Source organism: Ruegeria sp. CJ2 (assembly GCF_056536745.1).
Window position 1 is genome coordinate 210,757 of the sequence record NZ_JBQFQF010000003.1, and the last position, 14,385, is coordinate 225,141.

General features: G+C 59.2%; 12 protein-coding genes. 6 read left to right on the forward strand and 6 right to left on the reverse strand.

Going from position 1 to position 14,385, the window contains the following annotated elements; genetic code table 11:
- Positions 1 to 14 precede the first annotated feature (14 nt).
- Entirely contained in the window at positions 15 to 557 is a 543-nt protein-coding gene (locus ACR0MS_RS05610; RefSeq protein WP_480570349.1) for a GNAT family N-acetyltransferase, read from the forward strand.
- 1 nt (position 558) lies between these two features.
- Here the strand turns inward: ACR0MS_RS05610 and ACR0MS_RS05615 are convergent, their stop codons facing one another.
- The 6 genes from ACR0MS_RS05615 to ACR0MS_RS05640 all read right to left on the reverse strand — a co-directional run bounded on the left by ACR0MS_RS05615 (position 559) and on the right by ACR0MS_RS05640 (position 6,540).
- On the reverse strand, positions 559 to 2,049 hold the full coding sequence (locus ACR0MS_RS05615; protein ID WP_170383012.1) for a replicative DNA helicase: 1,491 nt from the start codon (positions 2,047 to 2,049) through the stop codon (positions 559 to 561).
- 236 nt (positions 2,050 to 2,285) lie between these two features.
- A complete protein-coding gene (locus tag ACR0MS_RS05620) occupies positions 2,286 to 2,966 on the reverse strand; it encodes an orotate phosphoribosyltransferase (protein WP_480570352.1) in 681 nt (226 codons plus the stop codon).
- Positions 2,967 to 3,110: 144 nt separating this feature from the next.
- Positions 3,111 to 4,292, reverse strand: a complete 1,182-nt coding sequence (locus tag ACR0MS_RS05625; protein WP_480570355.1) for an ammonium transporter — start codon at positions 4,290 to 4,292, stop codon at positions 3,111 to 3,113.
- A 129-nt stretch (positions 4,293 to 4,421) separates the two neighbouring features.
- Positions 4,422 to 4,919: a CinA family protein gene (locus ACR0MS_RS05630; protein WP_480570358.1), complete on the reverse strand. Its 498-nt coding sequence runs from the start codon at positions 4,917 to 4,919 to the stop codon at positions 4,422 to 4,424.
- A complete protein-coding gene (locus ACR0MS_RS05635; RefSeq protein WP_480570361.1) occupies positions 4,916 to 5,413 on the reverse strand; it encodes a phosphatidylglycerophosphatase A family protein in 498 nt (165 codons plus the stop codon). The genes ACR0MS_RS05630 and ACR0MS_RS05635 overlap by 4 nt, the downstream gene beginning before the upstream one ends.
- Positions 5,410 to 6,540 carry a bifunctional 2-C-methyl-D-erythritol 4-phosphate cytidylyltransferase/2-C-methyl-D-erythritol 2,4-cyclodiphosphate synthase gene (locus ACR0MS_RS05640; RefSeq protein ID WP_480570363.1) on the reverse strand — a complete coding sequence of 377 codons (1,131 nt, stop codon included), beginning with the start codon at positions 6,538 to 6,540 and terminating at the stop codon, positions 5,410 to 5,412. Before ACR0MS_RS05640 ends, ACR0MS_RS05635 begins: the two co-directional genes overlap by 4 nt.
- 184 nt (positions 6,541 to 6,724) lie before the next feature.
- Here ACR0MS_RS05640 and dusB point away from each other — a divergent pair, with 184 nt between their 5' ends.
- The 5 genes from dusB (at position 6,725) to ntrX (ending at position 13,973) form a co-directional block, all read left to right on the forward strand.
- On the forward strand, positions 6,725 to 7,708 hold the full coding sequence (gene dusB / locus ACR0MS_RS05645) for a tRNA dihydrouridine synthase DusB (RefSeq protein ID WP_480570366.1): 984 nt from the start codon (positions 6,725 to 6,727) through the stop codon (positions 7,706 to 7,708).
- Positions 7,705 to 8,772, forward strand: coding sequence for a two-component system sensor histidine kinase NtrB (locus ACR0MS_RS05650; protein WP_480570369.1), 1,068 nt, complete (start codon positions 7,705 to 7,707; stop codon positions 8,770 to 8,772). The genes dusB and ACR0MS_RS05650 overlap by 4 nt, the downstream gene beginning before the upstream one ends.
- 39 nt (positions 8,773 to 8,811) lie before the next feature.
- Positions 8,812 to 10,179, forward strand: coding sequence for a response regulator (locus ACR0MS_RS05655; RefSeq protein ID WP_480570372.1), 1,368 nt, complete (start codon positions 8,812 to 8,814; stop codon positions 10,177 to 10,179).
- 99 nt (positions 10,180 to 10,278) lie between these two features.
- The gene (locus tag ACR0MS_RS05660; RefSeq protein WP_480570375.1) at positions 10,279 to 12,567 is read left to right on the forward strand and encodes a sensor histidine kinase NtrY-like; all 2,289 of its coding nucleotides are present in this window, start codon (positions 10,279 to 10,281) and stop codon (positions 12,565 to 12,567) included.
- Positions 12,564 to 13,973: a nitrogen assimilation response regulator NtrX gene (gene ntrX, locus ACR0MS_RS05665; protein WP_480570378.1), complete on the forward strand. Its 1,410-nt coding sequence runs from the start codon at positions 12,564 to 12,566 to the stop codon at positions 13,971 to 13,973. Before ACR0MS_RS05660 ends, ntrX begins: the two co-directional genes overlap by 4 nt.
- The last annotated feature ends 412 nt before the right edge of the window (positions 13,974 to 14,385 follow it).

Here is a 14,385-nt window from a genome sequence, read left to right on the forward strand (position 1 = left end):
GAAAAAGGGCGAACATGATGGAATTCACGTCGGGATACGCAGATTTCGAGGCGCAGATACCATCGTTTTACGGGGATGTTTTTACCGCCTCCGAAGGAATAGCCGAAGGTCAGGCGCTGACGTCATTGGTTCAGGATTTGATGGCGACATCCGATGAAGACGATCTGCGCTGCTATTTGGCGAGCGATGGGGAAGCGCTTTTGGGGTGTATCCTCTTTTCACGCCTGTTTTACGATGAAGACCCGCGCAACGTCGTTTTGATGTCGCCGGTCGCTGTAAAAACGGACCGCCAGAAAGCGGGGATCGGGCAGAGGCTAATCCGTTTCGCGCTGGACGATCTGAAGGGGCAAGGCGTCGATTTTGCGATAACTTACGGTGATCCTGCTTATTATGGAAAGACAGGTTTCAAACCGATGGATCAGGATTTCGCCCGTCCGCCCCAGAAGCTGAGCCAACCGCACGGATGGATCGGTCAGTCGCTGGCCGGGGGCGATACGGCCCCTCTCTCGGGCCCGTCGCGCTGCGTGCCCGCGTTCGACAGGCCTGAGTTGTGGTAGGTCAGTAGCCCTCGATCTGGCCGTCCTGCTGCCAGGGTTTGACCAGATTGCCAAAACGGGTGAACTGCGCCTCAAACGACAGTTCGACGGTGCCGATGGGACCATGTCGCTGCTTGCCGACAATGACTTCGGCCTTGCCGTGCAGACGCTCCATCGCCTGTTTCCACTCTTCCATCTTTTCTAGCTCGTGATCGCCGGGCTTTTCGCGTTCTTTGTAGTATTCCTCGCGGAACACAAACATCACCACGTCGGCGTCCTGCTCGATCGAGCCCGATTCCCGCAGGTCTGACAGTTGCGGGCGCTTATCGTCGCGGCTTTCGACCTGACGCGAGAGCTGAGACAGCGCGATGACCGGGATGTTCAGTTCCTTGGCGATGGCCTTCATGCCCATCGAAATCTCGGCAATTTCGTTGACGCGGTTGTCGGACATACCCCGGCAGAGCTGCAAATAGTCGATGACCAACAAGTCCAGCCCATGGGTCCGTTTCAACCGCCGCGCGCGCGCCGCAAGTTGCGAGATCGGCAGGGCAGGGGTGTCGTCGATGAACAGAGGACAGGCTTCCAACTCTTTCGCGGCGTCCACGAAACGTCGGAATTCGGATTCCGTCATGTCGCCCTGACGGATTTTGTGGCTGGAGATTTCCGAGGCTTCGGCCAGAACCCGTCCCGCCAACTGCTCGGCGCTCATTTCGAGAGAGAAGAACCCGACCACGCCGCCGTCCACAGCGCCTTCGGACCCGTCCGATTTGGTGCCGCGCTTATACGCCTTGGCGACGTTGAACGCGACGTTGGTCGCGAGCGAGGTTTTCCCCATCGACGGCCGCCCCGCCAGAATGATCAGGTCCGACGGATGCAGACCCCCAAGCTGTTTGTCCAAATCGGCCAGACCGGTGGAAATCCCCGCCATGCCACCGCCGCGCTGGTACGCTTCGTTGGTGACGTTGACGGCTTCTGTGACCGCCTTGAGGAAGGATTGAAATCCCTGTTCGGTCTGGCCCTGCTCGGATAACTGATAAAGCTGTTGCTCGGCCTCGACGATCTGTTCTTTGGGTTCGCTTGAAACATCAACCCGCGCCGCCTTGTCCGAGATGTCACGACCCAGCCGGATCAACTCGCGCCGGATAGCGAGGTCATAGATCATCTGGGCATAGTCATGCACTGCGAACGCACTGATCGAAGCCCCGGCCAATTTGACCAGATAGGCGGGGCCGCCCAACTCCTTCAGGCCCTCATCCTCGGCCATGAAGGATTTCAGCGTCACAGGCGAGGCCAGCGCGTTCTTGGCGATACGATTGGCCGCCACCTCGTAGATGCGGGCATGGACCGGGTCATAGAAATGTTCGGCCCCGATGATCGAAGCCACCCGGTCATACAGGTCATTATTCGTCAGGATCGCGCCCAGAAGCTGCTGCTCGGCCTCGATGGAGTGCGGCATGGTTTCGGCGTTCTGAATCTGCGCCGCCGCCTGCTCGATACTGCTAATCTCGTTCATTTTGTCCCCGCTGCCCGTGCGACGGTTCTAATCAATCCGGCACCCGTTGGGCCATCTGTAAATCTCTGAAGATAAGTCGCGTATAACTCGACTTCAGCTTGGGATAAGTTTGGACAACTTTGCCAAAGAACACCGCGCGGCGCAACATTTAGTGCAGCGCCATTGCAGCAACACTAGATGCGAGCGCTTAGGGGGCGATTCTATGTTGAGTTACCCCCAGCTTATGCACAGGCTCTTTACGAGGATTTATTGGCTTCCTGCCAGCCGCGTGGGTCATTCAGGAAAGCCTCGACCCCATCAAGTGTTTCTGCATCAAAGGCGTTCTGCGCCTTTGCCTCGGCCAGAACATCCCACCAGGTGCATAGATGGTGCAGTTGGACACCATGGTCGCCCAGCGTCTTCTCGGTCTCCGAGAAAATTCCATAGTAGAAGATCACCGCCGTATGGCCGCAGGTCGCGCCGGTGTCGCGGATCGCGTCGACAAAGGACAGTTTCGAGCCACCATCGGTGGTCAGGTCCTCGACCAGCAGAACGCGCTCACCCTCGGACATTGCGCCCTCGATCCGGGCATTGCGGCCATAGCCCTTGGGCTTTTTGCGCACATAGGTCATTGGCAGCGCCATCCGCTCCGCGACCATTGCGGCGAAGGGGATGCCTGCGGTCTCACCACCTGCGATATTGTCGAACGCCTCGAACCCTGCGTCGCGCATGACGGTGACCGTCAGGAAATCCATCAGGGTTGAGCGGATACGCGGGTATGAGATCAGCTTGCGGCAGTCGATATAGGTCGGGCTGGGCAGGCCCGAGGCCAGCGTGAACGGCTCGCGCGCGTTAAAGTGGACGGCCTTGATCTCCAGCAGCATCCGCGCGGTCAGGCGGGCGATTTCGGTGCTGTCGGGGTAGGAGCTGGGGATCATGATGCAAACCTCTGGGCTGAAAACACGTTGCGGGCTGATAACGCGCCCCACGCCCCAGAGTCGAGAGGGCGGGCAAAAGAAAAGCGGACCCCGCAAAAGCGAGGCCCGCCATGGTCCAAAACGGACCCGAGCGCCAAGGTGGGCTTAGCTGCTCATGTCATAGGCCCGCTCGCCATGTACCGACAGGTCGAGGCCATTTGTTTCGGTCTCGGCGTCTACGCGAAGCGGGGTGATCAGCGCAACCAGTTTGATCAGGACAAAGGTGACAACTGCCGTAAAGACACCCACGATGACCAGACCGCCCAGTTGTGCGGTCCATGCACCAAGGCCGAACACGGCGATCATGATGGTGCCAAAGATGCCGCCGACGCCGTGCACGGCAAAGACATCCAGCGTGTCGTCGATTTTCAGAATGTTGCGGATGACGTTGACGGCTTCCTGACACAGCACACCTGCGACGGCACCGATGATCAGCGCCTGCACCGGATCGACATAGCCCGAAGCCGGGGTGATCGAGGCCAGACCCGCAATCGTACCGGTCACAAGACCGACCATCGAGGCTTTGCCGTACTTGATCCGCTCGTACAGCGCCCATGTCAGCGAGGCTGTTGCAGCCGAGATATGCGTCACGGTCATCGCCATCGCAGCACCGCCGTCAGCGGCCAGTTGTGACCCGCCGTTGAAGCCGAACCAGCCGACCCACAGCATCGCGGCCCCGATCATGACAAATCCGGGGTTGTGCGGGGGGGTGGTGCGATTCAGACGAGGGCCAAGCACCACAGCAATGATCAGCGCAGCCAGACCCGCAGTTTCATGCACCACGATGCCACCTGCAAAGTCGCGCACACCGACCTCACCCAGAATTCCGCCATCGGTCAGGATGCCGCCGCCCCAGATCCAGTGAACCACGGGTGCATAGCACAACAGCATCCACAGGCCCGAGAAGGTCAGTACGAAGCCAAAGCCCACGCGCTCCACATAGGCACCGACGATCAGCGCGGGCGTGATGATGGCGAAGGTCATCTGGAACGCAAAAAAGAGGATCTCCGGCAGGGTTCCCGACAGGCTGTCGGCGTCGACGCCGTTCAGAAAGGCTTTGCCCAGACCGCCCCAAAGCCCTGATCCGCCGTCTCCGAACGCGATCGAGTATCCGGCGACGAGCCAAAGAATGCTCATCAGGCATGCGATGCTGAAACAGTGCATGAAGACACTCAGCACGTTGCGGGCGCGCACGAGGCCACCATAGAACAGGGCGAGGCCCGGAAGTGTCATGAAAAGGACCAGTGCGGTTGCAACTATGATCCAGGCGGTATCGGCTCCATTCATCAGCCGCTCTCCTCTTCAGCTAGCGTGCCGGGGCTTGAAGCGGAGGTCGGGCGGGGAAAAAAGAGGCAATGGTCGAAAAACCGCCTATTTAGGGGGCTTTTTGTGAAGTGATGATTAAAGATGCTTCAACTAAGGGCGCATGCCCTTTTTTTGTGCAATCATGAAAAGGGCGTTCGACAGCAGGTTCAGCGCGTGATCGCGTGCCGCAAAACGAACCTTGTCACGGCCAAGTGCGCCGAACTCGATGGTTTCGACATGCGTGGGCACTCCGTCGACTGCCAGGCCGAAGCAAACGCGCCCTTCGGGTTTGAACTCGGACCCACCGGGGCCAGCGATGCCGGTGATCGACACGGCGAGTTGCGCTTGTGAATGACGCAGCGCACCTTCGGCCATCTCGCAGGCGACCGGTTCCGAGACTGCGCCATAGGCTTCCAACGTCTCGTGCTGAACGCCCAACACCTGTTGCTTGGCGGTATTCGTGTAAGTGACGAAGCCGCGGTCCACCACGGCAGAACTGCCCGGGACATCAGTCAGAGCAGCGGCCACCATACCTCCGGTGCAGCTTTCGGCGGTGGCGATCATCACCCCTTGCGCCTTGGCGCGGTCCAGCAGGTCAGCCACATTCATAGCCCCAGAACCCCATGCGCAAGCCCGGCCAGCAGCAGCACGCCAATGGCGGCAAAGACCCCGGCGATCACATCGTCCAGCATCACGCCCATCGCATCCCCTTTGCGGTCTGCCCAGCCCACTGGACCGGGTTTGGTGATGTCGAACAGTCGAAACAGCACGAACCCGGCAATCCAGCCGGGCCAAAGCGCCGTGATGTCGATCCCATGCGCCCAGGATGGATAGGAAACCGCCCAAAGTGCGATGAACTGCCCGGCAACTTCGTCGATGACAATCTCGGACGGGTCGTGGTCGTCCTGTCCCTGTGTCATGACGCGGGTTGCCCAGAGGCCGCCGAAGAAGGCTGCAATCGTGGCGATCACCAGCAGGGGGAACCCGCCAAGCGTATGCAGGACCCACGCCAAGGGCAGGGCGGCAAGCGACCCCCACGTGCCCGGCGCGGGGCGCAGATAGCCTACGCCGCAGACCGTTCCGACCAGACGCGCAACAGTCATGATTTCACCAGACAAGCAGTGGCAAGCGAGGCGATCCCCTCGCTTCGTCCTGTAAAGCCCAGCCGTTCCGACGTGGTCGCCTTGACCGAGACCTGATCGGCGCGCAGGCCCATGATCCGTGCCATTTCCGCGCGCATCACCTCGGCATGCGGGCCAATCTTTGGGTATTCGCAGACCAATGTGCAATCCACATTCGAAATCGCGTAGCCCATCGTCGCGGACAGCTCGACTGCATGACGCAGGAAAATCTCGCTGGCCGCGCCCTTCCATTGCGGGTCCGACGGTGGAAAGTGCTGGCCAATGTCGCCCCGCGCCAGCGCGCCATAGATCGCATCGGTAACGGCGTGCATTCCGACATCTGCATCCGAGTGCCCCTGAAGGCCGCGATCATGCGGCACTTTCACGCCACACAGGATCACGTGATCCCCGTCACCAAACCGATGCACGTCATATCCGTTGCCCAGTCTTACATCCATATCCATTCCCAATATGCGTTCCGCCCGGGCAAAATCCTCGGGTCGTGTTATTTTCATGTTGTCCGCATCACCCGGAACAATCGCCACGTCCAAACCCGCCGCGCGCGCGACCTCGACATCATCTGCTGCACCTCCGGGATGGGTCATATGTGCTGAGACGATCGCGTCATAGTGAAAGCCTTGAGGTGTCTGCGCGGCGAACAGCCCGGTGCGGTCCTGTGTTCCCGTAACAACGCGCCCATCTCCGGTCCATAAGGCATCTGTGACGGCGAGCCCCGGAGCGGCAGCAGGGGATGTTTCCAGTTCTGACAGCACACTTTGGATTAGCCCGGTGGTCACGCAGGGGCGCGCCACATCGTGGATCAGAACGTGTTTGATTTCCAAATCAGCCAGCGCGTCCAATCCGTTGCGCACCGACGCTGCCCTGTCTGCCCCACCTGCGGTGAGGATCAGGTTCGTTCCTTCAAATTCGCTCCAGACGGATTGATCGTCCTCAGACAGAACCAGAACAATGTGGTCGACCTGACCTTGAAAGCGGTCAATCGTCCAATCCGCGACGCGACGCCCTGCAAGTGGCCGCCACTGTTTTGGAATATCCCTTCCAGCGCGCGTTCCGCGTCCTGCGGCGACGATGATGGCGGCGGTGGTCATGGGGCGGTCACTCCGGTGATTTGAGCGCAATGTTTAGGGTGCGGTGAATGCAGAGGCAATCACCCGCGTAACCATGCCTAAAAAATAGGCACGTGATGATTTTCCGGGCTTTTGACCCCCCGTTTTGTTGTTCATATACGCTCAATTCGATATCAAAGCCGCAACTGCCCAAGGATTAAGCACGTTGACTCTGCAACTCGCTGACAAAGACCTGAACCCGCCAGTCATACTGGCTCCGATGGCCGGAATCACCGACCGTCCGTTTCGCGATCTGGTGATGCGCTTTGGCGCTGGTATGGTGGTCAGTGAAATGGTCGCCAGTCAGGAGATGGTGCAGGCCAAGCCCGGCGTGCGGGAGCGGGCAGAGCTTTCAGCCGATGTGGAAAACACCGCCGTTCAACTTGCAGGGCGCGAGGCTCATTGGATGGCCGAAGCTGCGCGGCAGGTCGCGGATCGGGGTGCGCGCGTCATCGACATAAACATGGGGTGCCCGGCCAAGAAGGTGACGAACGGCTATTCCGGGTCGGCACTGTTAAAGACCCCGGATCACGCGCTGACGTTGATCGAGGCGGTTGTGAATGCCGTCGATGTGCCGGTCACGCTGAAGACGCGCCTTGGCTGGGACGATAGCCTGTTGAATGCCCCGGACGTTGCGCGGCGTGCGCAGGACGCGGGTATCCGTATGGTCACGATACACGGACGCACCCGATGTCAGTTCTACAAGGGGCGTGCGGATTGGGCCGCGATTCGGGCCGTGAAAGAGGCTGTCTCGATCCCGGTCATTGCCAATGGCGATATCGTGGACGCAACCTCGGCGCGGACTGCATTGGAACAATCGGGTGCAGATGGGGTCATGGTCGGGCGGGGTGCTCAGGGTAAGCCATGGCTGTTGGCGCAGATATGTAGCGACCTGTATGGGGCCAAGGCTCCGGTCGTTCCCACCGGAGATGATCTGGTTGAGATGGTGCAGGGGCACTATCAGTCCATGCTCGAATTCTACGGTGCAGATCTTGGCCTGCGGGTCGCTCGGAAACACCTTGGGTGGTACATGGATGAGGCAGGCACCCCGACGGGTTTGCGGCGCGCTGTTCTGACGTCGCGGGACACGGCCGAGGTTCTGCATCTGCTGCGTGACGCGCTTATCGGTGATGCGGAGGCTGCGGCATGAACTCGGATCAGAGCATTTGGGCCTCACTGCCGGTTCCAGCGTTCATTATTGACGCCGAGGACCACATCACCGATGTGAATTCGGCCGGAGAGGGGTTTTTGAACGCCTCCCGCAAATCTGTGATCGGTAACCCTGTCTGGGATCAGATCGCTGTCGATGCTCCGCTGGAAGAGGCGTTTTTGCGCGCCCGTCAGCAGAGCACCCCATTGTTCGTGAACGATGTCGATGTAGGGTCCGGCAGTCGCGCGCCGCTGCAATGTGCGCTGCAGATTGCGCCTTTGGTTGGACACACAGGGTCGATGATCATGATCATCTCGCCGCGCGAGCTGGCCGGGCGGATGACACGCGGCAACACCGTTAAGTCTGCGGCGCAGTCTGCCATCGGCATGGCCGAGATGCTGGCGCATGAGATCAAGAATCCGCTGGCCGGCATAACGGGTGCCGCGCAGTTGCTGAGCATGAATATCCCGCAGCAGGACCTTGAGTTGACGGACCTCATCGTCGCTGAAAGCCGCCGGATCGTGAAGCTGTTGGAGCAGGTGGAACAGTTCGGCAACCTATCGCAGCCGGACTTCAAACCGGTCAATATTCACGATGTTCTGGACCGGGCTCGGCGTTCGGCGCTGCTGGGGTTCGGGGCGCATATGAATATCATCGAGGATTACGACCCCTCACTGCCGTTGGCCTATGGCGACCCGGATCAGTTTCTGCAAGTGGTTCTGAACTTGTTGAAGAATGCCTCGGAAGCGGCTGATCCCAAAGGGGGAACGATCCGGCTTCGCACCTATTTCGAACATTCTTTCCGCCTGCGCCGCAGCGATGGATCGGGGCACTCGCTACCCTTGCAGATCGAGATCATAGATGACGGTCCGGGTCTGCCCGACAAGATACGCAGCGACATTTTCGACCCTTTCGTGTCAGGCAAGGAAAACGGCACCGGCCTTGGGCTGGCGCTGGTGAGCAAGATCATCTCGGACCATGACGGCTGGATTTCCGCCGACTCGGTGCCGGGTCGCACGGTGTTCCGCATCTCGCTGAGGCGGGCACCAAAAGACGCAACATAGAACACAGCCGACAAGAGCTGAAAACAAGGAGAGCACCCGATGGATGGAACAGTATTGGTCGCAGATGACGATCGCACAATCCGCACGGTCCTGACACAGGCCCTGACACGGGCCGGGTGCAAGGTGCACGCGACGTCCTCGCTGACGACGCTGATGCGCTGGGTCGGTGAAGGTAAGGGTGACGTTGTGATCTCGGACGTGGTCATGCCGGACGGGAACGGGCTGGAGATGCTGCCGAAGATCGCCCAGGACCGCCCCGGTCTGCCGGTGATCGTCATTTCTGCGCAGAACACCATCATGACGGCGATTCAGGCGGCGGAAGCGGATGCATATGATTACCTACCCAAACCGTTCGATCTGCCGGACCTGATGAAGCGCACGGCACGGGCGCTGGAACAGAAACAGCGGGTTCAGACCGAGGTTTCCGAACCAACAGATGACCGTCCAGAAGAGCTGCCTCTGGTCGGCAGGACACCGGTCATGCAGGCGCTTTACCGTCTGGTTGCGCGGGTGATGAACACGGATTTGTCGGTGATGATCTCGGGCGAGAGCGGTACGGGCAAGTCATTGATAGCGCGCGCTATTCATGATTTCTCGGACCGCCGGACGTTGCCATTTGTCACCGCAACGGCTGCTGACCTGCGCGATCTGGAAGGTCCGGCCCGTGTCATGGCGCGTGTGCGCGGCGGCACGCTGCTGATTGATGAGATCGCGGATATCGAGGACGAGTTGCAGGCCCGGATTGTGAGGATGATGGACACGCCGGGCGACCATGTGCCGCGGTTCATGGCCACCAGCCAGTCGGACCTGACCGAAGCGATGGAGAGCGGCCGCGTTCGGCAGGACCTGTATTACCGGTTGTGCGGCGCCACGATCCACGTTCCGGCCCTGCGCGAGCGGGTGGATGACATCACGCTTTTGGCCGATCATTTCCTGGCACGAGAAGAGCGCGAGCATGGCGCAAAACGCTGGCTCAGCCCCGAGGCGGTGGAACTGGTGCGCCGGTACTCTTGGCCGGGCAACGTGAGACAGCTTGAGAATGCGATCCGCCGTCTGAGCTTGACCAGCCGTGCTGACGAGATTTCGAAAGCCGAGGTCGAAATGGTCCTGGGCAGCCAGCCCGAGGCTGAACCGGTTCTGGGGGATGGTGAGCGTGAAAAACTGTCGGCTTCTGTTGCGCGTCACTTGCGTCGTTACTTTGACCTGCACGGCAATTTATTGCCACCTCCGGGCCTCTATCAACGTATCCTGCGCGAGGTTGAGGCACCTTTGATTGAACTGGCACTGGACGCAACTGGCGGAAATCAGGCGAAATGTGCCGATCTGCTCGGCATTAATCGGAACACGCTTCGTAAAAAGATCACGGACCTCGATATTCAGGTGACACGACGCCGCAAACTGATGTAATATAGCCACACAAAGCGTGGCATCCGGGCCCATGTCCGGCAACGACCACGAAATATGGCGGTAAGCCGCGCAAGCGGCACATCAGGGTGAGGGCAGACGGTGGCAACCCGGGCACAGAGCGGGCTGATCCTATCGATCAATCGGTGGAGAAAATCCCGAAAGCTGCGCAATTTTAGCACCTTGGGCCTGGTATTGCTGGGCCCTGCGCTTGCGTTGGCCACGTATCTTGTCATTGGTCCATTCGATCTGGGAACAACGGCGCCGACGCTGCGCCTGATTTTGCTGGCTGATCTGGTTTATGTTCTGGTCGTCGCCGCGCTGGTCCTGAGCCAACTCGGAAGCCTGATCGCCGCGCGAAGGGCAAAGTCTGCGGGCTCTCGCCTTCATTTGCGTTTGATTGGCGCTTTCACGCTTTTGGCTCTGGTGCCGACGGTCACGGTCGCGATTTTCGCGGGGCTGACGGTGAATATCGGGCTTGAGGGCTGGTTTTCGGACCGCGTCCGCGAAGTTGTTGGCTCGTCTTTGACTGCGGCCGAAGCTTATGAGCAGGAACACCGCGAGGGTTTGACGCAAGACGCCACTGTTCTGGCGCGGTTCCTGGATACGGCCCGGGCACGGGATTACTACATCTCGGACGCCGAACTGCGGGCTGTTCTGGCGCAGGGTCAGTCGCAGATTCAACGGGGTCTGCGCGAGGCTTATGTCATCGACGGCAGTGGCGAGATCAAATCCCGGGGCGATCGTTCGTACCTGTTTAATTACGAAGCCCCCACGCCTGAGCAGATGATCGAAGCAACCGACACCGGTTTGCTGATCATTGCCGATTGGCAGAACAGCGAGTTTCGGGCCTTGGTGCCCCTTCAGGCTTATTTGGACCGCTATCTTTACGTCAGTCGCGAGGTGGACGGGCAACTGCTTACCCTGCTGGACGATACGAAAGAAACAGTTCAGTTCTATCAGCAACTTGAAAGCGAACGGGGCAGGGTGCTGTTCGAGTTTGGCCTGCTGTATCTGGGCTTTGCGGTGATCCTGATTTTGGCAGCCGTATCGTTGGGCATGTGGTTTGCCGAGCGACTGTCACGCCCCGTCGGACGATTGACCACGGCGGCGCAACGGGTTGGGGCAGGTGATCTGAGTGTGCAGGTCATCGAAGAGGCCAGCGACGACGAAATCGCCATGCTGGGCCGCTACTTCAACCAGATGACCCGACAACTGAAAGGTCAGCGCGACACTCTGCTTGAAAACACGCGCCAGATCGAGCGCCGTCGGCGGCTGTTCGATTCGGTCCTCAGCTCTGTAACGTCCGGCGTTGTGGGGGTGGATTCAGAAGGCTGCGTGACGTTTGTGAACCGGTCGGCAGAACGTCTGCTGGACTGGTCCCGCGGCGAAGAGCATCTGGCCATCGGCATTGCCGTGCCAGAGTTCCTTCCGTTGTTTGAAAGCCTCAAGGAAAGCGGTCAGGAAGCTGTTCAGGGCGAGGTCAAGGTGACCCGAAAGGGCCGGTTGGAGAACCTTCTGGTGCGTATGGCCATCCGGCGGGGCGAGGATGGCGGGCTGGAAGGTTACGTTGTGGCCTTTGATGACGTAACCGATCTGGTCAGTGCGCAGCGTATGGCCGCCTGGGGTGATGTGGCCCGGCGCATCGCGCATGAGATCAAGAACCCACTGACCCCCATTCAACTGAGCGCCGAGCGGATCAAGCGCAAATTCTCTCGCAAGCTGGATGAAGAGGATTGCGACAGCCTTGAATCCATGACGGACGTGATTGTGCGTCAGACCAACGATCTAAGGCGGATTGTGGACGAGTTCTCAAAGTTCGCGCGTATGCCTGAACCTGACCGGCACGAAGAGAATGTCGTCGATCTGGTGCGCGAGTCGGTGTTGCTCCAGCAATCCGGTCAGCCCGACGTTCAGATTGATGCAACGCTTCCGAACCATCCGGTCGTGGCGGATCTGGACGCGACGATGTTGAACCAAGCTTTAACCAACCTGATAAAGAATGCCGGGGAAGCGATTGAAACCTTGAAGAAAAAAGGTGCCCCGGAAAATCTCAAACCACAGATAAAAGTGGATGTATCCTGTGATGATGCAGGGACAATCATCACGATTGCAGATAACGGAATAGGGTTGCCCGAAGATCGGGCGCGGCTGTTTGAGCCTTATGTAACCACACGTGACGAGGGAACCGGTTTAGGTTTGCCTATCGTCAAAAAGATCATCGAAGAACATGGCGGTGCGCTGACGTTGGAAGACGCACCGGTATTTGACGGACAGGACCATTTTGGCGCGATGGCCGTAATCCGTTTGCCGGGGGGCAAATTTACCCAGACGGCTGCGCCACATAAGCAGGCAAATCATATAAACAAACTGAAAGCAGGCCAAAGATGAGCGACATTCTGATCGTAGATGACGAACGCGATATTCGCGAACTGGTGTCCGACATTCTGGAGGACGAAGGCTATTCAACCCGGCTGGCTGGCAACTCGGACGAGTGCATGGCAGCAATCAATTCGGAACCGCCGGGGCTCTTGATACTGGACATTTGGCTGAAGGACAGCCGCATGGACGGGATTGACATTCTCAAGGCTGTGAAACGCGACAATCCGGATGTTCCGGTGGTGATCATCTCGGGTCACGGGAACATTGAAATCGCCGTGGCTGCCATCAAACAGGGGGCTTATGACTTTATCGAAAAGCCCTTTAACATTGATCAGTTGATGGTGGTGATCCGCCGCGCGATGGAAACCTCGCGCCTGCGCCGCGAGAATGCATCGCTCAAGCGCAAAGAGGTCACGAATTCGGACATGATCGGCAAGTCCGCCGCGTTCCGTTCGATGCAGAGCCAACTGGATAAGGTCACCAAATCGAATGGCCGTGTGATGTTGAGCGGCCCCGCCGGGTCCGGCAAGGAAATCGCGGCCCGTTATATTCACGCCCATTCCAACCGGGCGAATGCGCCTTTCGTGACCGTGAATTGCGCGGGTATCGAGCCTGAGCGGGTCGAAGAGGTTCTGTTTGGTCGCGAATCCTCGGAACGCGGTGTCGAATCCGGGCTATTGGAAGAAGCCCATGGGGGCGTCGTCTATTTCGACGAGGTCGCGGATATGCCGCTTGGAACGCAATCCAAGATTTTGCGCGTATTGGTTGATCAGCAATTCCAGCGTGTGGGCGGGTCCGACAAGGTTCGGGTTGATCTGCGGGTGATCTCGTCGACGAACAAGGATCTGGACGCAGAGATTGAAGCAGAACGGTTCCGCGAGGAACTGTATCATCGGTTGAACGTCGTGCCGATTGATGTGCCCTCGCTTGAGGATCGGCGCGAGGACATCCCCGTTCTGGCGCAGCACTTCATTGAAATGTGTAACGAATCTCAGGGCTTGCCAGTGCGCGAGATATCAGAGGAAGCCGTCGCCCTGCTGCAGACGATGACCTGGCCGGGCAATGTGCGCCAGTTGAAGAACCTGATCGAACGAGTGTTGATCCTGGGTGACGGCACTGGCCCCATCGAAGCCAAGGAGCTGCCTGCCGAAGATGAAAAGGCGGATGATTCCGGCCGTGTTGTCCTGTCAGGCGCATTGGCCACGCTGCCCCTGCGTGAAGCGCGGGAAGCGTTCGAGCGTGAATACCTGCTGACGCAGATCAACCGGTTCGGTGGCAATATCAGCCGCACCGCCAGCTTCGTCGGGATGGAGCGCAGCGCGCTGCACCGCAAGCTGAAATCGCTGGGTGTAGTGACATCGAACAAATCGGGCGCACGTGTTGCGCAACTGGATGAACCGGAGCCGGCAGAATAAGCTGCCGGCGACTTATCCCGGAAGTCCGGGCGTTATGATCTGAAACGCGCCATTGTCGAATTTGACAAAGCATGACTCGGTGCTCAGCGGCGGGAGTTGTGTCGTCGGCTGCGCAGGAACCCGAGATTTCACATTTTGCCTGCACGGTGGCAGGCTGACGGGTCGATAGCCCTTTTTAGCCATGCACTGGGCTTCGACCGTATTCCGCAGGCCTTGGTTCACATCCACGGTGTAGACTTGCCCCGGTTGCCACCATCCAGCCGATCGGTAGCATCTTCCGTTTCCGTGGCAATAGGTTCGACCGGGCCAATACGTTGGCGGGGATTGCCGCACTTGATTGGCGACCGGCACGTCGTTGACTGCCTGCACCCGGCACGCGGTCGTTTCCGTTTGCATGCGCGATACGCTTTCA

Bases quoted from the DNA above. Each gene is read 5' to 3' on its own strand.
- ACR0MS_RS05610 (WP_480570349.1), top strand. From the start codon at position 15: ATGATGGAATTCACGTCGGGATACGCAGATTTCGAGGCGCAGATACCA.
- ACR0MS_RS05615 (WP_170383012.1), bottom strand. From the start codon at position 2,049: ATGAACGAGATTAGCAGTATCGAGCAGGCGGCGGCGCAGATTCAGAAC.
- ACR0MS_RS05620 (WP_480570352.1), bottom strand. From the start codon at position 2,966: ATGATCCCCAGCTCCTACCCCGACAGCACCGAAATCGCCCGCCTGACC.
- ACR0MS_RS05625 (WP_480570355.1), bottom strand. From the start codon at position 4,292: ATGAATGGAGCCGATACCGCCTGGATCATAGTTGCAACCGCACTGGTC.
- ACR0MS_RS05630 (WP_480570358.1), bottom strand. From the start codon at position 4,919: ATGAATGTGGCTGACCTGCTGGACCGCGCCAAGGCGCAAGGGGTGATG.
- ACR0MS_RS05635 (WP_480570361.1), bottom strand. From the start codon at position 5,413: ATGACTGTTGCGCGTCTGGTCGGAACGGTCTGCGGCGTAGGCTATCTG.
- ACR0MS_RS05640 (WP_480570363.1), bottom strand. From the start codon at position 6,540: ATGACCACCGCCGCCATCATCGTCGCCGCAGGACGCGGAACGCGCGCT.
- ACR0MS_RS05650 (WP_480570369.1), top strand. From the start codon at position 7,705: ATGAACTCGGATCAGAGCATTTGGGCCTCACTGCCGGTTCCAGCGTTC.
- ACR0MS_RS05655 (WP_480570372.1), top strand. From the start codon at position 8,812: ATGGATGGAACAGTATTGGTCGCAGATGACGATCGCACAATCCGCACG.
- ntrX (WP_480570378.1), top strand. From the start codon at position 12,564: ATGAGCGACATTCTGATCGTAGATGACGAACGCGATATTCGCGAACTG.